A 20779-nucleotide genomic window follows, 5' to 3' on the forward strand; every position below is an offset into this window, starting at 1 on the left:
TTTGTGTGCCCGCCGCTGCTTGGTCAGCGGGCCTGGATTGTTACTTGCCCGACTTGACCTTGGTCCAGCTGCGGGTCATCAAACGTTGCACCTTGGGTGGCAACTCACTGTTGACGAACATCTTGTCCAGCACTTCCTGCGGTGGGTATACCGCGGCGTCAGTCCTCACGGCCTGGTCCATCAGGTCGCCAGCCTTGGGGTTCGGGTTGGCGTAACCGACGTAATCACTGACCTGGGCGATAACCTCAGGTTTCAGCAAATAGTTGATGAAGGCATGCGCCTCTTTGACGTTCTTGGCGTCCTTGGGAATCGCCAGCACGTCGAACCAGAGGTTGCCGCCTTCCTTGGGAATGGCGTAGGCCAGGTTCACACCCTTCTTCGCTTCTTCAGCGCGGGCCTTGGCCTGGAACACATCACCGGAGAAGCCTGCCGCGACGCAGATGTCGCCGTTGGCCAGGTCGGTGATGTACTTGGACGAATGGAAGTAGGTCACGTACGGGCGCACGGCCAGCAGCTTCTGCTCGGCCTTGGCGTAGTCCTTGGGGTCGGTGCTGTTGGGGTTGAGCCCCATGTAGTTGAGCACCGCCGGGAGCATTTCGTCCGCCGAGTCGAGGAAGGCCACACCGCACTTGGACAGCTTCTTCATGTTCTCGGGTTCGAACAGCACGGCCCAGGAATCGATGGTATCCACGCCCAGCGCCGCCTTGACCTTGTCGACGTTGTAGCCGATGCCATTGGTGCCCCACAGATAAGGCACGGCGTACTGATTGCCCGGATCGTTCTTTTCCAGGCGCTTCATCAGTGCCGGGTCAAGGTTGGAATAGTTGGGCAGCAGGTTGCGGTCGAGCTTCTGGAACGCCCCCGCCTTGATCTGCTTGCCGAGGAAATGGTTGGACGGCACCACCACGTCATAGCCGGTGTTACCGGCCAGCAGCTTGCCTTCCAGGGTTTCGTTGGAGTCGAAAACGTCCTGCACGGGCTTGATCCCGGTGGCCTTTTCGAAGTCCGCTAGCGTGGTCGGGCCTATGTAATCCGACCAGTTGTACAGGTGCACCGTAGGCGCCGCTTGGACGCTGCATGCCAGCGTCAGGCCCGCTCCAGCCATCAAGGCTTTGCGTAATACAGAAATAGACAAGTGGGTAGTCCTCAAAATCAGTGCCCTGGTAACGGCGCGGTGCTGCCGCGCGCGTAAAACCGGCGCGCAACTTACCTTCGCAGCCTCGATGCCGCAATCAACAATTGCCATTCACTGGCTCTGGGCCGGAAAACCCCGGCCCAGAGGTGTTGCATCGGGGTTATTTGCCCGACTTGATCTTGGTCCAGCTGCGGGTGATGTCGCGCTGGGCAGACTTCTCAGGCGCCTTGATGGCGTACAGCTGCGCCTTCACTTCCTCGGACGGGTAGATGGCCGGGTCGCTGGTGATGTCCTTCTCCACGAACTCGGTGGCGGCCTTGTTGCCATTCGGGAAGCGCACGGCATTGGTAATGCCGGCCATCACTTTCGGCTGCAGGAGGTATTCCATGAACTTGTAGGCAGCGTCGACGTTCTCGGCGTCTTTCGGAATCGCGACCATGTCGTAGAAGGTGCCTGCACCTTCCTTCGGAATGACGTAGTTCAGCTTGACCTTGTCGCCGGCCTCGTGGGCACGGGCCTTGGACTGCTCCAGGTCACCCGAGTAACCCACGGCCACGCAGATGTTGCCGTTGGCCAGGTCCGAGATGTACTTGGAGGAGTGGAAGTAGGTGATCGAAGGGCGAATCTTCAGGAACAGCTCTTCGGCGGCCTTCAGGTCAGGCTTGGTGGTGCTGTCGCTCGGCTTGCCCAGGTAGTGCAAGGCGGCCGGGATCATCTCGGTCGGGGCGTCGAGGAAGCTCACGCCGCAGCTCTTGAGTTTTTCGATGTTCTCAGGCTTGAACACCACCTCCCACGAGTCGATCTTGTCGATGCCCAGTGCGGCCTTGACCTTCTCCGGGTTGTAGCCGATGCCGATGGAGCCCCACATGTAGGGGAAGGCGAACTTGTTGCCTGGGTCGCTGGCATCGCCAACGGCCTTGAGCAGGGCCGGGTCGAGGTTCTTCCAGCTCGGCAGCTTGGCGCGGTCCAGCTCCTGGTAGACGCCGGCCTTGATCTGCTTGGCCAGGAAGTTGTTGGACGGCACGACGATGTCATAGCCGGACTTGCCTGCCAAAAGCTTGGCCTCGAGGGTTTCGTTGCTGTCGAAGACGTCGTAGACGACTTTGATGCCGGTCTCTTTCTCGAAGTTGGCCACGGTGTCCGGGGCGATGTAGTCAGACCAGTTGTACACGTGCAGTACTTTGTCGTCAGCCTGAACAGCGGTGGCCATGGCACCCATCAGGGCTGCAGCCAGCAACGTCTTGCCCATTTTCTTCATGCGTCATGCTCCAGAATTTTTATTTAGCCATCTGTTCAGCAGCCAGGACCTACGGTGCAGAGCGCCGGGCGACTGGAACAGCCGCTAGTCTGGCAAGTTACAAGGCGCTGTTTCAAGGAAAGCAGCCCCTTGTAACGACTTAATGTCACTTCGCTAGCCTAGCAGGCGCTCAACGGATCGCTTCGAGGGTCAGGTCCAGGCACTTGCGCGCCTTTTCCACCAGCTCGTCCACCTCGGCATGGGTAATCACCAGAGGCGGCGCGATGATCATGGTGTCGCCCACCGCGCGCATGATCAGGCCGTTTTCGAAGCAGAAGTTGCGGCAGACCATGCCCACGCCTTTGCCTTCGTAACGGCTGCGGGTGGCCTTGTCCTTGACCAGCTCGATCGCGCCGAGCAGGCCCAGGCCGCGCACCTCGCCCACCAGCGGGTGGTCCTGCAGCTCACGCAGACGTTTTTGCAAGTACGGTGCCACTTCCGTGCGGGCATTCTCGACGATCTTCTCGTCGCGCAGAATGCGCAGGTTTTCCAGGCCTACCGCAGCCGCCACCGGGTGGCCGGAATAGGTGAAACCGTGGTTGAAATCGCCGCCTTCGCTGAGCACCTCGGCCACCTTGTCACGCACGATCACACCGCCCATGGGGATGTAACCGGAGGTAAGGCCCTTGGCGATGGTCATCAAGTCGGGCTTGAGGTCGTAGTAGTCGGAGCCGAACCACTCGCCGGTACGGCCGAAGCCGCAGATCACTTCATCGGCGACGAACAGGATGTCGTACTTGGCGAGAATCTCCTTCACCTTCGGCCAGTAGGTTTGCGGCGGGATGATCACGCCGCCGGCGCCCTGGATCGGCTCGGCGATGAAGGCGGCGACATTGTCTTCGCCAACTTCCAGAATCTTCTTCTCCAGCTGCTCGGCCGCCCACACGCCGAACGCGTCCGGGGTCATGTCGCCGCCTTCGCCGAACCAGTACGGCTGCGGGATGTGCACGATGCCCGGGATCGGCAGGCCGCCCTGTTCGTGCATGCCGCTCATGCCGCCGAGGCTGGCACCGGCAACGGTAGAGCCGTGATAGCCGTTGATGCGGCCAATGATGGTCTGCTTCTGCGGTTTGCCCTTGAGCGCCCAGTAGTGGCGGACCATGCGCAGCACGGTGTCGTTGCCCTCGGAGCCGGAGCCGGTGAAGAACACATGGGTCATGCCCTCGGGCGCCACGTCGGTGATGGCCTTGGCCAGCTCCAGCGCAGGCGGGTGGGCGGTCTGGAAGAACAGGTTGTAGTACGGCAGCTCGCGCATCTGCTTTTCGGCCGCCTGCACCAGCTCTTCACGCCCGTAACCGACCGCCACGCACCACAGGCCGGCCATGCCGTCGAGGATCTTGTGCCCCTCGCTGTCCCACAAATGCACGCCCTGCGCCTTGGTGATGATGCGCGGCCCCTTCTCCTTCAGCTGCTTGTAATCACTGAAAGGTGCAAGGTGGTGCTCGCCGCTCAGGGTTTGCCATTCACGGGTTTGCGGGTTTTTGACGCTCATGTGCTTCTCCATGGTCCGCAGGCCGCCGGCGGGCGGCCTCAGGGTTGATCACACAGCAAACAGCAGGAACTCACGCTCCCAGGAGCTGATGACACGCTTGAAGTTCTCATGCTCGGCGCGTTTGGTGGCGACGTAGCCGGTGATGAATTTCTTGCCCAGGTACTGGGTCAGCGCGCGGCTGACTTCCATGCGTTCCAGGGCATCTTCGATGGTCAGCGGCAGGCGCAGGTTGCGCCGCTCGTAGCCGCGGCCCTGCACCGGGGCGCTGGCGGCGATGCCTTCGACCATGCCGATGTAGCCGCACAGCAGGCTGGCGGCGATGGCCAGGTAGGGGTTGGCATCGGCGCCGGGCAGGCGGTTTTCGACACGGCGGTTCTGCGGGCCGGCATCCGGTACGCGCAGGCCGACGGTGCGGTTTTCCTCGCCCCATTCAACGTTCACTGGCGCCGAGGTGTCGGGCAGGAAGCGGCGGAACGAGTTGACGTTGGGGGCGAACAGCGGCAGCGCTTCGGGGATGAACTTCTGCAGGCCACCGATGTGGTTGAGGAACAGCTCGCTCATGCTGCCGTCTTCATTGCTGAAGATGTTCTTGCCGGTGACCGCATCCACCACGCTCTGGTGCAGGTGCATGGCGCTGCCCGGCTCGCCGGTCATCGGCTTGGCCATGAAGGTGGCGGCCACGTTGTGCTTGAGCGCCGCCTCGCGCATGGTGCGCTTGAACACCAGGATCTGGTCGGCCAGGTGCAGGGCGTTGCCGTGACGGAAGTTGATTTCCATCTGCGCCGTGCCGTCTTCGTGAATCAGCGTGTCGAGGTCCAGCTGCTGCAGTTCGCACCAGTCATAGACGTCCTCGAACAGCGGGTCGAATTCGTTGGCCGCCTCGATCGAGAACGACTGGCGGCCGGTTTCCGGGCGGCCCGAACGGCCGACCGGCGGTTGCAGCGGGAAGTCCGGGTCTTCGCTGCGCTTGGTCAGGTAGAACTCCATCTCCGGCGCGACGATCGGCTGCCAACCCTTGTCGGCGTATAGCTGCAGCACCTTTTTCAAGACGTTGCGCGGCGACAGTTCGACCGGGTTGCCCTTCTTGTCGTAGGTGTCGTGGATCACCTGCGCGGTGGGCTCGATGGCCCACGGCACGAGAAACACGGCGTTTTCGTCGGGACGGCAGATCATGTCGATGTCGGCCGGGTCGAGCAGTTCGTAATAGATGTCGTCATCGACGTAATCGCCGGTCACGGTCTGCAGCAGCACGCTCTCGGGCAGGCGCATGCCTTTTTCGGCGATGAATTTGTTGGTCGGCGAGATCTTGCCGCGGGTGATGCCGGTCAGGTCGCTGATCAGGCATTCGACTTCGGTGATCTTGTGTTCTTTCAACCAATCGGTGAGCTGGTCGAGGTTGTTACTCATAAATACCTCAGGAGGTAAGGTGGTCCGCGCCTTGATTCTGGATGGAGTAGATTGCTAAAGCAAAACACCCGCGCAGGAGCACGGTGGATACACGGCGGTTGCGTGTGTCCGCAATGAGCATAAAGGGCAGGAAGGAAGAAAAGGCGCAGCGAGGGCGCGCGGCAAAAATTGCGACGAGGGCGTTAATTATTGCGGCCAGGCGGCCACGCGCTTGGCGTATGCTTCGAACAGCGGCAGGAATGCCCGAACACACTGCACAGGCAGCGCTTTCAGGCCGCGGCAAGCGGACCATGTGACCCTCGTATTATTGTGTTTTGGGTTGTGACCGAGCTTAGCCTTGTTCATTTTTTTACACAACACCTGCGTAAAAAATAAAACACGGCATGCCGGAGATAGCCCTGCATGAGGGAAATAGCGGATAATGGCACGCCCCGATATGCAGCAAATCTGCCGTCGATGTGCCATTTCAGGGCATCATGGGGTTGGCTTGACATCAGTATGGCTTTTCGATTGACTGGTCCTGCAAGCCCCCCTTGATTGATATTTTTAACAACAAAGGTGTTGCATCATGTCGGTACCCCCGCGTGCCGTTCAGCTTAACGAAGCGAACGCGTTCCTTAAGGAACATCCTGAGGTTCTCTACGTTGACCTTCTGATTGCAGATATGAATGGTGTGGTGCGTGGCAAGCGCATAGAGCGCACCAGCCTCCACAAGGTTTACGAGAAAGGCATCAATTTGCCGGCCTCCCTCTTCGCCCTGGACATCAACGGCTCCACCGTCGAAAGCACCGGGCTTGGCCTGGACATCGGCGATGCGGACCGCATCTGCTACCCGATCCCTGGCACTCTCTCCAACGAACCCTGGCAAAAGCGCCCCACTGCGCAGTTGCTGATGACCATGCACGAGCTCGAAGGCGAACCCTTCTTCGCCGACCCGCGTGAAGTGTTGCGCCAGGTGGTGAGCAAGTTCGACGACCTCGGCCTGACCATCTGTGCCGCGTTCGAGCTGGAGTTCTACCTGATCGACCAGGAGAACGTGAACGGCCGCCCGCAGCCGCCCCGCTCGCCGATCTCGGGCAAGCGCCCGCAGTCGACCCAGGTCTACCTGATCGACGACCTCGACGAATACGCCGACTGCCTCCAGGACATCCTCGAAGGTGCCAAGGAGCAGGGTATCCCGGCCGATGCCATCGTCAAGGAAAGCGCTCCGGCGCAGTTCGAGGTCAACCTGCACCACGTCGCCGACCCGCTCAAGGCCTGTGACTATGCAGTGCTGCTCAAGCGCCTGATCAAGAACATCGCCTATGACCATGAAATGGACACCACCTTCATGGCCAAGCCCTACCCGGGCCAGGCTGGCAACGGCCTGCATGTACACATCTCCGTGCTGGACAAGGATGGCAACAACATCTTCACCAGCGAGGATCCCGAGCAGAACGCCGCGCTACGTCACGCTGTCGGCGGTGTGCTCGAGACCCTGCCCGCGTCCATGGCGTTCCTCTGCCCGAACGTCAACTCGTACCGTCGTTTTGGCGCGCAGTTCTACGTGCCGAACGCGCCGAGCTGGGGCCTGGACAACCGCACCGTGGCCCTGCGTGTACCGACCGGCTCGCCGGACGCCGTACGCCTGGAGCACCGCGTGGCTGGCGCCGACGCCAACCCGTACTTGATGATGGCCGCCGTGCTGGCCGGTGTGCACCATGGCTTGACCAACAAGGTCGAGCCGGGCGAGCCGATCGAAGGCAACTCGTACGAACAGCTGGAGCAGAGCCTGCCGAACAACCTGCGCGATGCCCTGCGCGAGCTGGACGACAGCGAGATCCTGAACAAGTACATCGATCCGAAGTACATCGACATCTTCGTCGCGTGCAAGGAGAGCGAGCTGGAGGAGTTCGAGCACTCGATCTCCGACCTCGAGTACAACTGGTATCTGCATACCGTGTAAACCAAAACGCCGCCCATCAGGGCGGCGTTTTTCATGCGGGACCATATCGTCTGCTTCGCGGGCAAGCCCGCTCCCACAGGTGATCCACAACCTTCAAGTGCTGTGGAGTTCCTGTGGGAGCGGGCTTGCCCGCGAAGTGGCCGGCACTAGCAATACATGTCAGATCTGCTTCTCGAAAATTTTCGAATTACGCTGATAGTTGTACAGCGAAGCCCGCGCCGCCGGCAGCCGTTCCACGCCACTGGGCGCAAAGCCACGCTCACGGAACCAGTGCGCAGTCCGGGTGGTAAGCACGAACAGCGTATTCAAACCCAACGCCCGTGCCCGGCTCTCGATCCGTTCCAGCAGCTCGTCCCCACGCCCACCATGGCGATACTCCGGGTTCACCGCCAGGCACGCCAGCTCACCGGCCTGCGAATCGGCAATCGGGTACAGCGCCGCACAGGCGATGATCATGCCTTCGCGCTCGACCACGCTGAACTGCTCGATCTCCCGCTCCAGCACCTCACGCGAGCGCCGCACCAGAATGCCCTGCTCTTCCAGCGGGCTGATCAGCTCCAGCAACCCGCCGACGTCCTCGATGGTCGCCTCACGCACCACCTCGAACTGCTCCTGCGACACCAGCGTGCCGCCACCGCCTCGGGTGAACAGCTCGGTCAGCAGTGCACCATCTTCGGCATAGCTGACGATATGGCTACGTGCCACGCCGCCTTTGCAAGCCTCGGCGGCGGCATCCAGTAGCTCGCCCTGATAATCCGTACCCAATCGCGCCAGGTGAGGCGCGATGTGCTGCGGGCGCAGTTCACGCACCAGCTTGCCTTGCTCGTCCAGCAAGCCGGGCTCGGCGCCGAACAGCAGCAACTTGTCAGCGCCCAGCTCGATGGCAGCACGGGTGGCCACGTCTTCGCAGGCCAGGTTGAAAATCTCGCCAGTCGGCGAATAGCCCAGTGGCGACAGCAGCACGATTGAACGCTCGTCGAGCAGGCGGCTGATGCCCTTGCGGTCGATGCGCCGTACTTCGCCGGTGTGGTGATAGTCCACCCCTTCGAGCACGCCGATTGGCCGCGCGGTCACCAGGTTGCCGCAGGCCACGCGCAGGCGCGAACCCTGCATGGGCGAGGCGGCGATGTCCATCGACAGGCGCGCCTCGATGGCCAGGCGCAAAGCACCTACGGCATCGATCACGCAGTCCAGGGTCGCCGCATCGGTGATGCGCAGGCCGCGGTGGTAGTGCGGGGTCAGGCCACGGGCGGCCAGGCGGCTCTCGATCTGCGGGCGCGAACCATGCACCAGCACCAGGCGCACGCCGAGGCTGTGCAGCAGCACCAGGTCGTGGACGATGTTGCCGAAATTCGGGTGTTCCACCCCATCTCCGGGGAGCATGACCACGAAGGTGCAGTCGCGATGGGCATTGATGTACGGGGAGGCATGACGCAGCCAGTTGACGTAATCGGGCATGACAGGGCCTGTGGATAAAGTGGACGGAGAACGTTGGATCACATGGCGTTCAGGATCATCGTCGGAACAGGCTTGCGGTCACGCGCGGTCTCCTCTAGGCAAGAACGAATCAGCAGGGTGGACGTTTAATTGAGGCAATAGTGCCGGATCAGGTCACGCAATAGACGCACGGTAGGCTCGATTCGTGACATTTCAAGGTATTCGCCGGGCTGATGGGCGCAGGCGATGTCGCCGGGGCCAAGGACGATGGTCTGGCAACCCAGCTGCTGAAGATAAGGCGCTTCGGTGCCGAACGCCACCGCTTCGGCGCGATGGCCGGTCAGGCGTTCGGCCACTTGCACCAGCTCGGCATCGGCAGCTTGCTCGAACGGCGGCACCTCGGGGAATAGTGTTGCGTAGTCGATGCGCACCTCGTGGCGCTCGGCCACCGGCTGCAGTTTTTCGCGAATGGCCGCACGCAGCTGTTCGGCATCCATGCCCGGCAGCGGGCGCAGGTCGAATTCCAGGGCGCACTGGCCGCAGATGCGGTTGGGGTTGTCGCCCCCGTGGATGCAGCCAAAGTTCATGGTTGGGGTTGGCACGCTGAATTGCGGGTTGCGGTAGGTGTCCTGCCATTGCCGACGCAGGCCCATCAACTCGCCCATCACCGCGTGCATCGCTTCCATCGCGCTACGCCCAAGGTTGGGGTCGGAGGAATGGCCGCTGCGGCCAAGGATGTCGATGCGGTCCATGAGGATGCCCTTGTGCATGCGGATCGGCCGCAGGCCCGTGGGCTCGCCGATCACCGCCGCACGGCCCAGCGGCTGGCCGGCCTCGGCCAGGGCACGGGCACCGGACATCGAGCTTTCTTCGTCGCAGGTGGCGAGGATCAGCAAGGGCTGCTTGAAGTCATGCTCCAGCAGCGGAATGACCGCTTCGATGACCAGCGCGAAAAAGCCTTTCATGTCACAGCTGCCCAGGCCTACCCAGCGGCCGTCGACCTCGGTCAGCTTCAGCGGGTCGCTGGCCCACAACTGCTCGTCGTATGGCACCGTGTCGCTATGGCCGGCCAGCACCAGCCCGCCTGGGCCGCTGCCACGGCTCGCCAGCAGGTTGAACTTGCCGGGGCTGACCTGCTGGATGTCGCAGCTGAAGCCCAGGTCGGCCAACCAGCCGGCCAGCAGGTCGATGACCTGACGGTTGGACTGGTCCAGCGCGGGTTGAGTGCAACTGACCGAGGGCGCGGCGATCAAAGCGGCAAACTGGTCTTTCAGCGTTGGCAACGGCATGCGCGTACTCCTCGAAAGCATTGCCCATCATAGGGCTATCCGCCGCAAGGAATAAACCGTTGCCAGCCCAGTCCTGTAGACTGCACGGTAATCACGCCTTCCCTTCGAGCCTGCGATGCACAAAGAAACCGAACTCAAGCTCCGCGCCAGCCGCGAGACCCTGGCCGCACTGCGCGAGCACCCGCTGCTGAAAAAGCGCAACAAGTCTGGCTGGCAGACCCGCGAACTGCTCAACCAGTACTTCGACACTCCGGATCGTGAACTCTCTGCCGCCCGCGTGGCGCTGCGCCTGCGCCGCGACGGTGAGGTGATCATCCAGACCTTGAAGTGCCGCGGCCAAAGCGTGGCGGGGTTGTCCGAGCGCAACGAGTACGAGTGGAACCTGGAAAAGGCCAAGCTCGACCTGAAGAAGCTCGATGCCACTTGCTGGCCCGAGCAACTGGCCGAGCTGGACAAGAAAACCATCAAGCCCCTGTTCACCACCGACTTCACCCGCGAGTTCGCTGAAATCGCCTGGGGCCGGGGCAAGAGCAAGGTGGTGATAGAGGCCGCGCTGGACCAGGGCTTCGTGATCGCCGGCAAGCGCAAGGAAGAGATCTGCGAGCTGGAGCTGGAACTGCGCGAGGGCGAGCCCGAGGCCCTGCTGGAGCTGGCCGCCGAGCTGGCTGCCAGCCTGCCGCTGATGCCGTGCGACATCAGCAAGGCCGAGCGCGGCTACCGCCTGCTGGAGCCGGACAGCTACGAACTGGGCCTGCCCAGCACCGAGCTGGACGCGGAAATGGCGGTGGACGATGCCTTCACTGCGCTCGCCTGGCAGTTGCTCGGCAGCAGCCAGCGCCTGGCCGAACAGTATCGCCACAATGGCCACTGGCGCCTGTTGCAGGACTGGGTGCAGTGCCTGGCCGAACTGCGCGCACTGGTCGCAAGCCTCGGCCAAGCCGCGCCACGCGCCACCACCCGCGAGCTGCGCGCCAGCCTCGACGCGCTGCTGGAAGACTGGCGCCCGCTGGTGCAGGCCGGCAATGACGACGAAGACATCCGCCGCGCCGCGCCTGAGCAGTTCCTCGAAGAGCTGGAAGACGTGCGCTGGGGCCAGTTCTCCCTGGAAACCTCGCGCTGGCTGCTGGCCCGTGCCTGGACCGCAGAACGCAAAGGCCGTGGCGAGCGCCAGGGCAAGGCGCAACTGGCCAGCTGGCTGGCGCATCTGCTGGGTGAAGAAGGCCGCGCGCTGAAGCTTGGGTTGTACACCCAGCGCCCGGAAGACCTGGCTGAGCAGCTGCCGCGTATCGAACAGTTGCTGGCCTGGCTGCACCATGCGCGCCAGGTGCTGGAAGCGCCGCAGATGGACCGCTTGTATGGCGATCTGAAGAAGCTGCATGAACTGGCGGAGTTGCCGCTGGGTGAAGAGCCTGGCGAGTTGCTTGAAGCGCGTATCGAGCAGGCTCGGGCGGTTGATCAGAGCCGTGGTTGGAAGCATCTGCTCAAGGCTTGATTGCGCGTCGCGCCTTTCGCGGGGCAAGCCCGCTCCCACAAGTTCTGCGCAGGAATTTGTGGGAGCGGGCTTGCCCCGCGAATGGCCTCACCGAGAAAGTGGCAGGCTAGTGGTGGACTTGATCTCGGACAACGCCACGATCGAATTGACCTCCTGAATCCCCGGGACGTTCGACAGCTTTTCGAAGAAGAACCGCTCATAGGCTTCGATGTCCTGGGTGACGATACGCAACAGAAAGTCCACCGCCCCCATCAGCACATAGCACTCCAGCACTTCCGGAAAACCGCGAATCGCCTCGGTGAACTCGGTGAAATTGGAACGCCCATGGGCGTTGAGTTTCACCTCGGCAAAAATCTGCGTGTTCAGGCCGACCTTCTTTCGGTCGAGCAAGGTAACCTGCCCACGGATAATCCCCTCCTCCTTCAACCGCTGTATGCGGCGCCAGCAGGGCGATTGTGACAGGCCCACGCGTTCGGCGATCTGCGCACTGGACAGTGACGCATCCTCTTGCAGCAGCTCCAGAATGCGCCTGTCATAAGCATCCAACTCGCCTTGCATTAATAATTCCTCAAGTTTCAACCTTATGAATTGATCCATCTGCTAATTCTGCAAACTGATCAAATGATAGCGAAAAGCACCCCCATCGACGTCATGATATTGGCGGGCTGAGCCGATTGCGCAAAAGCATCCCGGCAAGATCCCGAAACCCTTTACCTGCGCTCGGCTCAGCAACCCCGGCTAGCCTTTACCAGGAATTCATCACCTGGCACGGATGCCGCCATGCGCAAGCCCGACGATCAATCCCTCGACCTCGAACGCCTGTTGGATACCCTGCAGGCCGACCAGCACCTGAACCCCCGCGATGCACGGCAGGTGCTCGACCTCGCGGCCACACAACCGGCCCGCCATCCCCTCGAAACCATCGCCGCCCTGAACCTCGAAAATCGCCGGCACCCCGGTCAGCGCTTGAACCTGGATAGCCTTTGCCTGTGGCTGGCGAGCAAGGTCGGCCTGCCTTACCAACGCATCGACCCCATGCAGCTAGACCTGTCCCAGGTCAACGCGCTGATCTCCCCGGCTTTCGCCCAACGCCACGGCATACTCATCCTCGCCAGCGACAGCCATGGCGTTACCGTGGCCAGCGCCCAACCCTACCGGCGCGACTGGCAAGCCGACCTGGCCCGCAGCCTGGGCAAACCGGTCCATCATGTGCTGGCCAGCCCGTTGCAACTGCGCCAGCTCACCCAGTCATTGTTCCGCCTGGCCCACTCGGTGCAGGGGGCACAGCATCAGCAGGCGGCCAGCCTGGGGGAGCTCGAACAGCTGCTGGAAGTGGGAAAACGCCAGGGCGAAGCCAACGCCGACGATGCGCATATCGTGCACATCGTCGACTGGTTGCTGCAGTACGCCATCGAGCAGCGCGCCAGCGATATCCACCTGGAGCCGCGGCGCGAGCAGGGCCGGCTGCGCTACCGCATCGACGGCCTGTTGCACACGGTCTATGCCTTTCCCGCCAGCGTGACGCTGGCCGTGGTCAGCCGCCTGAAGCACTTGGGCCGCATGGATGTGGCGGAGAAGCGTCGCCCTCAGGATGGCCGGGTCAAGAGCGCCCTGTCTGGTGGCTGTGAGGTGGAGCTGCGGCTGTCGACCCTGCCCACTCCATTCGGCGAAAAACTGGTGCTGCGGCTATTCGATCCGCAGCAACGGCAGGAGGACTTCGCCCACCTGGGCCTCGAGGGCGAGCAGTTGGCGCAGTGGCAGGCACTGTTGCAGCGCCGGCAAGGCATCTTGCTGGTGACTGGGCCTACCGGCTCGGGCAAGACCAGCACGCTCTACGCCAGCCTCAAGCTGCTTGCAACGCCGGAGGTCAACCTGTGCACCATCGAAGATCCGATCGAGCGCCTGGAGCCGGCGTTCAACCAGATGCAGGTGCAACCGGCTCTGGACCTGGGCTTTGCCAACGGCGTACGTGCTCTGTTACGCCAGGACCCGGACATCATCATGATCGGTGAGATCCGCGATCGCGAGACCGCGCTGGTGGCCGTGCAGGCCGCCCTTACCGGGCATCTGGTGCTGTCGACCCTGCACACCAACGACAGCTGCAGTGCCATCACACGCCTGCTTGAACTGGGCGTGGCCGATTACCTGATCCGGGCCACCCTGGGCGGGGTAATGGCCCAGCGCCTGGTGCGATTGCTGTGCCGCGAGTGCCAGGGGGGTGCATCTTCAGCCTGCGGCCAGCCCTGCCTGGTGTGCCGCGGCACCGGATTCCATGGTCGCACGGGCTTGTTCGAGCTGTTGGTGCCCAGTGCAGCGTTGCGTGCACGGATCGGCGCCGGGGCCGACCTGGCCTGCTTGCGGCATCAAGCATTGGAAGAGGGCATGCTCGACCTGCACCGCTGTGGCGAGGCAAAAGTAGCCCGTGGGCTGACGCTTCCCGGGGAAGTATTTCGCGTCTGTGCGTAAGCGAAAAATCCTTGTATATAAAGAACTTGCGCCCTTTGGACGGGATCTAAGCGGGCATCTTCAACCCTCATTTTTCTAGGTGTTTCATCATGCGTCTCCAAACCGCCATCGCAGCCACAGTTGTACTTTCGCTGCCCGTTGGCACTGCCTTTGCCTCCTGGCGCGACGTGCTTACTTCCGGCGCGACCACGTCATCTACCTACCTGACCTCCCGGGATAAGAAGCTGGTCATCGCAGCCCAGGACGATGCCGGCAGCTTCGTGGCAAGCGAGGGCGCGATCCGTGGACCGTACCTGGAAGCGGCCTTGCATCAGCTACGGGCTGAGAACCCAAGTCTGCAAGCCAGCGACATGGAACTGGCCGAAGCCATCCTGGCGAACAATGCAGTAGCCGAATAACTGCGTCGCTCTTTTCGCGGCTAAAGCCGCTCCCACGGGGTTCAATGCATATCCGTGGGAGCGGCTTCAGCCGCGAAGAGCCTAGCGATAGTCCTCCACCGGCACACACGCGCAGAACAGGTTTCTATCCCCATATACATTGTCGACCCGGTTCACCGCTGGCCAGTATTTATGCTGGCGCACGTGAGCGCTGGGGGTGATCGCCTGCTCCAGGCTGTACGGCCGGGTCCAGGGCGCCAACACATCGGCCAGCGTATGCGGCGCATGCTTTAGCGGGTTGTCCTCCGCCGGCCAGTTGCCCTCCTGCACCTCGGCGATCTCCGCACGAATCGCCAGCATGGCATCGACAAACCGGTCCAACTCAGCCTTGGATTCGCTCTCGGTGGGCTCGACCATCAGCGTTCCCGGTACTGGGAATGACATGGTCGGGGCGTGAAAACCATAGTCCATCAGGCGTTTGGCAACATCCTCCTCAGTGATCCCGGTCTGTGCCTTGAGCGGCCGCAGGTCAAGAATGCACTCATGCGCGACCCGCTGGTTGCGGCCTCGGTACAGTACCGGGAAGGCGCCGCCGAGTTGGCCGGCCAGGTAGTTGGCCGACAGAATCGCCACTTCACTGGCATCGGCCAGCTGCGGCCCCATCATGGCGATATACATCCAGCTGATCGGCAGGATGCTCGCACTGCCCCAGGGCGCGGCGCTGACCGCACTGATGTTCGGGTCCAGGCCTGGCACTGGCACCACCGGGTGGCTGGCAACGAACGGCTTCAGGTGATCGCGTATGCCAATCGGCCCCATGCCCGGGCCGCCACCACCGTGGGGGATGCAGAAGGTCTTGTGCAGGTTCATGTGCGACACGTCGGCACCGATATCCGCCGGCCGTGCCAGCCCCACCTGAGCGTTGAGGTTGGCGCCGTCCATGTACACCTGACCGCCGTGCTGGTGCACGACGTCGCAGATTTCACGGATGCCTTCCTCGTAAACGCCATGGGTCGAGGGGTAGGTGACCATCAGGCAGGACAAGCGCTCGCCAGCGACAGCGGCCTTGGCCTTGAGGTCATCGAGGTCGACGTTGCCGTCATCGTCGCAGTCGACGATCACCACCTCCATGCCGGCCATCTGTGCCGAAGCGGGATTGGTGCCGTGGGCCGATGACGGGATCAGGCACAACGTGCGTTGCGGTTGATGGCGGCTGCGATGGTAGCGGGTGATCGCCATCAACCCGGCGTACTCACCTTGCGCACCGGAGTTGGGCTGCATGCAGATGGCATCGAAGCCGGTGATGGCGCACAACCAGCACTCCAGCTCGTCGATCATCGCTTTGTAGCCGGTGGCCTGGGCGGCAGGCGCAAAGGGGTGGAGATTGGCGAAGGCGGGCCAGGTGATGGGGATCATTTCGCTGGTGGCGTTGAGCTTCATGGTGCAGGAGCCCAGGGGAATCATCGACTGGTTCAGCGCCAGGTCCTTGTTCTCCAGTTGCTTGAGGTAGCGCAACATTTCGGTTTCGCTGTGATGCAGGTTGAACACCGGGTGGGCCAGGAACGGCGTGCGCCTTACCAGCGCGGCGGGAATACCTTCGGGCTGGGCCTGCTGGTCGAGCGTGGTGATGTCCAGACCGTGATCTACACCGAGGAAGATATCGAGCAGCCGCAGCACGGTGTCTTCGTTACAGGTTTCATCCAGGCTCACGCCCAGATGCCCGCGCCCGAGAATGCGCAGGTTGATTCGCGCCGCTTCCGCGCTTTCGATGATCGCCGCCTGGGCACCGCCGACATCCAGCGTGAGGGTGTCGAAAAAATGCTGGTTGAGGCGCTTCATACCCTTGGCTTCGAGGCCGGCAGCCAGCACGAAGGTCAGCCGGTGCACGCGCTGGGCGATGCGCTGCAGGCCTTCAGGACCGTGGTACACCGCATAGAAGCCGGCGATATTGGCCAGCAGCACCTGGGCCGTGCAAATGTTGGAGTTGGCCTTCTCGCGGCGGATATGCTGCTCGCGAGTCTGCAGCGCCATACGCAGCGCCGTGTTGCCACGGGCGTCGCGCGACACACCGATGATGCGCCCCGGCATGGCGCGCTTGTAATCGTCGCGGCAGGCAAAGTAAGCCGCGTGCGGGCCTCCGTAGCCCATGGGTACGCCGAAGCGCTGGGTCGAGCCCAGCACCACATCGGCGCCGAGCTCGCCGGGCGGGGTCAACACCACCAGGCTGAGCAGGTCGGCTGCCACGCAGGCCAGGGCTTGCTGGCTGTGCAACTGGTCGATCAGCGGACGCAGGTCACGCACCTCGCCATGGGTGTCCGGGTATTGCAACAGTGCGCCGAATACCTGGTGCTGGGCGAGGTTATCCACAGTGTCGACGATCAGCTCGAATCCGAAGCCTTCAGCCCGCGTCTTCAACACCGACAGTGTCTGCGGATGGCAGTGCTCATCGGCAAAGAACGCATTGCTCTTGTTGCGCGCCACGCGCTTGGCCAGGGCCATGGCTTCGGCAGCGGCGGTGGCTTCATCGAGCAGCGAGGCGTTGGCCAAGGAGAGGCCGGTCAGGTCGATGACCATCTGCTGGAAGTTGAGCAGGGCTTCCAGCCGGCCCTGGGCGATTTCTGGCTGGTAGGGGGTGTAGGCGGTGTACCAGCCGGGGTTTTCCAGCACGTTGCGCAGGATGACGGTGGGTGTGATGGTGCCGTGGTAACCCATGCCGATCAGGCTGGTCCAGACTTGGTTGTGTTCGGCGTAGCCGGCAAGTTTGGCCAGCGCGGCCTGTTCGTCCAGGGCCGGGGGCAAGTCGAGGGCGCGGTTGAAGCGGATGCCTGGGGGGACGGTCTGCTCGATCAGTTCGCTGCGGCTGGCGAGGCCGAGGCTGCTGAGCATGGCCTGCTGCTCTGCGGCATCGGGGCCCAGGTGGCGACGCAGGAAAGGGTTGAGTTCTTGCAGTTGATGCAGGGATGGCGATTGGGACATGACGACGCTCTCTTCCTGGACCAGGTCTCATGGAGACTTATAAGTCTAGGAAGGATTGCCGTTTTTGCGGGGAAAGTTGCTTTGGCAGTGCCGGCCTCTTCGCGGCTGAAGCCGCTCCTACGGGTTCAATGAACATCCGGTGGGAGCGGCTTCAGCCGCGAAGCAGGCGACGCGGTATCACTCGCCGATAGCAGCTTTGTAACCGGCAGCATCCAGCAGCTTGTCCAGTTCACTCTTGTCGCTTGGCTTGAGCTTGAAGATCCACGCGGCGTAAGGTTCTTCGTTGAGCGCTTCCGGGCTGTCAGCCAGCTCTTCGTTGACCGCGATCACTTCACCACCCACCGGGGCATAGATATCCGAAGCGGCCTTGACCGACTCGACCACGCCTGCCGCATCACCAGCAGCGAACACCTTGCCAACTTCAGCCAGCTCTACGAACACCACGTCACCCAGAGCCTGCTGGGCATGGTCGCTGATGCCCACGGTCACGGAGCCATCGGCTTCCAGGCGAGCCCATTCATGGCTTTCGGCAAAACGCAGGTCGGCGGGGATATTGCTCATGTCTTGTATTCCTCGATTGGGTCAGCGGTCGGCCCGCCGTTAAATGTTCAGATCAGGATCTTGCCGTGGCGCACGAAGGTCGGTTTGACCACCCGCACCGGGTACCACTTGCCGCGAATCTCGACCTCGGCACGGTCGCCGGTGGCCATGGGTACGCGCGCCAGGGCAATGGACTTGCTCAGCGTAGGAGAGAAACTACCACTGGTGATCTCACCTTCGCCAATCCCCGCTACGCGCACCATCTGATGGGCACGCAAAACACCCCGCTCTTCGAGTACCAGGCCGACCAGTTTGTCCTGCACACCGTGCTCGATTTCCGCCAGCAGGCCGGCGCGGCCGATGAAGTCGCGCTCGGCTGGCTCCCAGGCAACGCTCCAGCCCAGGTTGGACGTCAGCGGCGTGTGGCTTTCGTCGATGTCCTGGCCGTAGAGGTTCATGCCGGCTTCCAGGCGCAACGTGTCGCGGGCACCAAGGCCGCTAGGAGCGATACCGGCGCCGACCAGATCGTTGTAGAACGCCACCGCTTCGTGGCCAGGGAGGATGATCTCCAACCCGTCTTCACCGGTGTAGCCCGTACGGGCAATGAACCAGTCGCCCTCGGCAAGCCCCTCGAATGGGCGCAGCTGGCGGATCAGCGCAGCGCGCGTGGGGCTGAGCAGGGCTGCGACCTTTTCCCGCGCCTGGGGGCCCTGAATGGCAAGAATGGCCAGGTCGGGGCGCACCTCGATATCGACCGAGAAGCCAGCGCTCTGAGCTTCCAGCCAAGCCAGCACCCTGGCGCGGGTGGCCGCGTTGGTGACCAGGCGGTAGCCACTCTCGGTGCGGTAGGCGATCAGGTCGTCGATGACCCCACCGTTTTCGTTGAGCAGGGGGCTGTACAGCGCCTTGCCGACGCCATCGAGGCGGACGACATCGTTGGCCAGCAGACGCTGAAGCCAGGTACTGGCATCGCTGCCATCGACATCGATCACTGTCATGTGGGAAACATCGAACACCCCACAGTCACTGCGCACCTGATGGTGCTCCTCGACCTGCGAGCCATAGTGCAGGGGCATGTCCCAACCACCGAAATCGACCGTCTTGGCGCCTAGCGCCAGGTGCAGGTCGTATAAAAGCGTGCGCTGTCCCATGGGTTTCTCCTTCCGGGCGTGGCGAAGCGGCGGCGGTCGATGACGTTTGATCGTCAGCTCTTCTTGTAGGACCCGTCGCGCGAATGCCGCGCATTGTAGCTGCAAGGGCGCGGACTGGCACCCTCAGTGACTGTGACCGGGGCGCTTGGCGGAACGGCGGATCAGGCCGATGACCGGCAGCAGGCCCACCAGCACCAAGCTCAAGGCAGGCAGCGAAGCGCGCGCCCACTCGCCTTCGCTGGTCATCTCGAACACCCGCACCGCCAGGGTGTCCCAGCCGAACGGGCGCATCAGCAAGGTGGCCGGCATTTCCTTGAGCACATCGACGAAGACCAGCAGCGCAGCGCTGAGGGCGCCGGGCACCAAGAGCGGTAGATACACCTTGAAAAACAATCTCGCGCCGCCGACGCCCAGGCTGCGCGAAGCCTCGGGCAGCGATGGGCGGATACGCTCCAGGCTGCCTTCCAGGGGCCCGTAAGCGACGGCGATGAAGCGCACCAGGTAGGCCAGCAGCAACGCCGCGAGGCTGCCCAATAGCAGCGGCTTGCCGGCACCGCCCAGCCACGTGGACAGCGGGATCACCAAGTTATTGTCGAGATAACTGAAGGCGAGCATGATCGACACCGCCAGCACCGAGCCTGGCAAGGCATAGCCCAGATTGGCCAGGCCAACCCCGGCACGGATACCACCGGTCGGCGCCTGGCGTCGGGCAAATGCCAGCACCATCGCCACGCATACTGTGATCAAAGCGGCCATGCCGCCCAGATACAGCGTGTGCAGCACCAAGCCAATGTAGCGTTCGTCCAGATCATGCCGCCCGCGCTGCCAGAACCAAACGAGCAACTGCAGCAGCGGGATGACGAAGGCGCAGGCGAACACCAGCAGGCACCAGCCACTGGCCAGCAACGCCTTGAAGCCATGCAGGTGGTAGAGCGCCTGCCCGCGCGGGCGTTCGTTGCCCGTGCGCGTGGCGCCACGGGCACGGCGCTCGCCGTACAGCACCAGCATCACCGCCAGCAGCAGCAGGCTGGCCAACTGCGCTGCGCTGGAGAGGCTGAAGAAGCCGTACCAGGTCTTGTAGATGGCGGTGGTGAAGGTGTCGAAGTTGAACACCGCCACCGCGCCGAAATCGGCCAGCGTTTCCATCAGCGCCAGCGCGATGCCCGCACCGATTGCCGGGCGTGCCATGGGCAGGGCGACCCGCCAGAAGGCTTGCAGCGGCGACAGGCCGAGGACCCGCGCTGCTTCCATCAGGCCCTTGCCCTGGGCCAGGAACGCGGTGCGCGCGAGCAGGTAGACATAGGGGTAGAACACCAGCACCAGCACGATGATCACTCCACTGGTGGAGCGCACCCGGGGCAGCCGCATCGGCCCGAACACCTCGCGCAAGGCGCTCTGCACGGGGCCAGCGAAGTCCAGCAGGCCGACGAAGACGAAGGCCAGCACATAGGCGGGAATGGCGAACGGCAGCATCAGCGCCCAGTCCAGCCAGCGTCTGCCAGGGAACTCGCAGAGGCTGGTGAGCCAGGCCAGGCTGACGCCAAGCACGGTGACGCCAACGCCTACCCCGAGCACCAGGGTGAGGGTGTTGCCGAGCAGGCGGCTCATCTGGGTGTCGAGCAGGTGCGACCAGATCTGCAGGTCGATCGACTGCCAGGACAGCAGCAGGACGCTCAGCGGCAGGAGTACCAGGGCGGCGGTCAGGGTGACCGGGAGGTACCAGCGGCGTTGGGGGGTGTGGGGCAAGGCTCAAGTCTCGGATGCGATGGCGACCG

15 protein-coding genes are annotated in these 20779 nt (G+C 62.9%); 4 read left to right on the plus strand and 11 right to left on the minus strand.

The features are described 5' to 3' along the window. Positions 1-40: 40 nt before the first annotated feature. The 4 genes from ACIPZF_RS23695 to ACIPZF_RS23710 all read right to left on the minus strand — a co-directional run bounded on the left by ACIPZF_RS23695 (position 41) and on the right by ACIPZF_RS23710 (position 5331). On the minus strand, positions 41-1135 hold the full coding sequence (locus ACIPZF_RS23695; RefSeq protein WP_400803898.1) for a polyamine ABC transporter substrate-binding protein: 1095 nt from the start codon (positions 1133-1135) through the stop codon (positions 41-43). A 160-nt stretch (positions 1136-1295) separates the two neighbouring features. After that, the gene (locus ACIPZF_RS23700; RefSeq protein ID WP_400803901.1) at positions 1296-2393 is read right to left on the minus strand and encodes a polyamine ABC transporter substrate-binding protein; all 1098 of its coding nucleotides are present in this window, start codon (positions 2391-2393) and stop codon (positions 1296-1298) included. A 169-nt stretch (positions 2394-2562) separates the two neighbouring features. Continuing rightward, a complete protein-coding gene (locus ACIPZF_RS23705; protein WP_400803904.1) occupies positions 2563-3924 on the minus strand; it encodes an aspartate aminotransferase family protein in 1362 nt (453 codons plus the stop codon). Positions 3925-3972: 48 nt separating this feature from the next. Further along, a complete protein-coding gene (locus ACIPZF_RS23710; protein ID WP_400803905.1) occupies positions 3973-5331 on the minus strand; it encodes a glutamine synthetase family protein in 1359 nt (452 codons plus the stop codon). A gap of 568 nt (positions 5332-5899) precedes the next feature. Here ACIPZF_RS23710 and ACIPZF_RS23715 point away from each other — a divergent pair. Further along, positions 5900-7276, plus strand: a complete 1377-nt coding sequence (locus tag ACIPZF_RS23715; protein WP_400803908.1) for a glutamine synthetase family protein — start codon at positions 5900-5902, stop codon at positions 7274-7276. A 159-nt stretch (positions 7277-7435) separates the two neighbouring features. Here the strand turns inward: ACIPZF_RS23715 and argA are convergent, their stop codons facing one another. Next, entirely contained in the window at positions 7436-8734 is a 1299-nt protein-coding gene (gene argA / locus ACIPZF_RS23720) for an amino-acid N-acetyltransferase (RefSeq protein WP_400803910.1), read from the minus strand. 125 nt (positions 8735-8859) lie between these two features. Beyond that, the gene (argE, locus tag ACIPZF_RS23725; protein ID WP_400803912.1) at positions 8860-10002 is read right to left on the minus strand and encodes an acetylornithine deacetylase; all 1143 of its coding nucleotides are present in this window, start codon (positions 10000-10002) and stop codon (positions 8860-8862) included. A 115-nt stretch (positions 10003-10117) separates the two neighbouring features. Here argE and ACIPZF_RS23730 point away from each other — a divergent pair, with 115 nt between their 5' ends. Next, positions 10118-11494, plus strand: a complete 1377-nt coding sequence (locus tag ACIPZF_RS23730) for an inorganic triphosphatase (RefSeq protein ID WP_400803915.1) — start codon at positions 10118-10120, stop codon at positions 11492-11494. A gap of 87 nt (positions 11495-11581) precedes the next feature. On the opposite strand, the gene ACIPZF_RS23735 is transcribed toward ACIPZF_RS23730, so the two are convergent. Then, on the minus strand, positions 11582-12052 hold the full coding sequence (locus ACIPZF_RS23735; RefSeq protein WP_400803917.1) for an Lrp/AsnC family transcriptional regulator: 471 nt from the start codon (positions 12050-12052) through the stop codon (positions 11582-11584). Between the two features lie 222 nt (positions 12053-12274). Here ACIPZF_RS23735 and ACIPZF_RS23740 point away from each other — a divergent pair, with 222 nt between their 5' ends. Together ACIPZF_RS23740 and ACIPZF_RS23745 are read left to right on the plus strand one after the other, a co-directional pair. After that, positions 12275-13960: a GspE/PulE family protein gene (locus ACIPZF_RS23740; RefSeq protein ID WP_400803920.1), complete on the plus strand. Its 1686-nt coding sequence runs from the start codon at positions 12275-12277 to the stop codon at positions 13958-13960. Between the two features lie 89 nt (positions 13961-14049). Further along, positions 14050-14358, plus strand: a complete 309-nt coding sequence (locus ACIPZF_RS23745; RefSeq protein WP_400803922.1) for a DUF2388 domain-containing protein — start codon at positions 14050-14052, stop codon at positions 14356-14358. 81 nt (positions 14359-14439) lie between these two features. On the opposite strand, the gene gcvP is transcribed toward ACIPZF_RS23745, so the two are convergent. The 4 genes from gcvP to ACIPZF_RS23765 all read right to left on the minus strand — a co-directional run bounded on the left by gcvP (position 14440) and on the right by ACIPZF_RS23765 (position 20750). Next, positions 14440-17313 carry an aminomethyl-transferring glycine dehydrogenase gene (gcvP, locus tag ACIPZF_RS23750; protein ID WP_400803924.1) on the minus strand — a complete coding sequence of 958 codons (2874 nt, stop codon included), beginning with the start codon at positions 17311-17313 and terminating at the stop codon, positions 14440-14442. Positions 17314-17490: 177 nt separating this feature from the next. Next, complete coding sequence (gcvH, locus tag ACIPZF_RS23755; protein WP_400803927.1) at positions 17491-17874, minus strand: glycine cleavage system protein GcvH; 384 nt, start codon at positions 17872-17874, stop codon at positions 17491-17493. A gap of 47 nt (positions 17875-17921) precedes the next feature. Beyond that, positions 17922-19004, minus strand: coding sequence for a glycine cleavage system aminomethyltransferase GcvT (gcvT, locus tag ACIPZF_RS23760; RefSeq protein ID WP_400803929.1), 1083 nt, complete (start codon positions 19002-19004; stop codon positions 17922-17924). A gap of 123 nt (positions 19005-19127) precedes the next feature. After that, entirely contained in the window at positions 19128-20750 is a 1623-nt protein-coding gene (locus ACIPZF_RS23765) for an ABC transporter permease (RefSeq protein ID WP_400803931.1), read from the minus strand. Positions 20751-20779: the final 29 nt, after the last annotated feature.

The organism is Pseudomonas sp. NPDC089752, assembly GCF_044748725.1.
In the GTDB taxonomy this organism is placed as follows: Bacteria; Pseudomonadota; Gammaproteobacteria; order Pseudomonadales; family Pseudomonadaceae; genus Aquipseudomonas.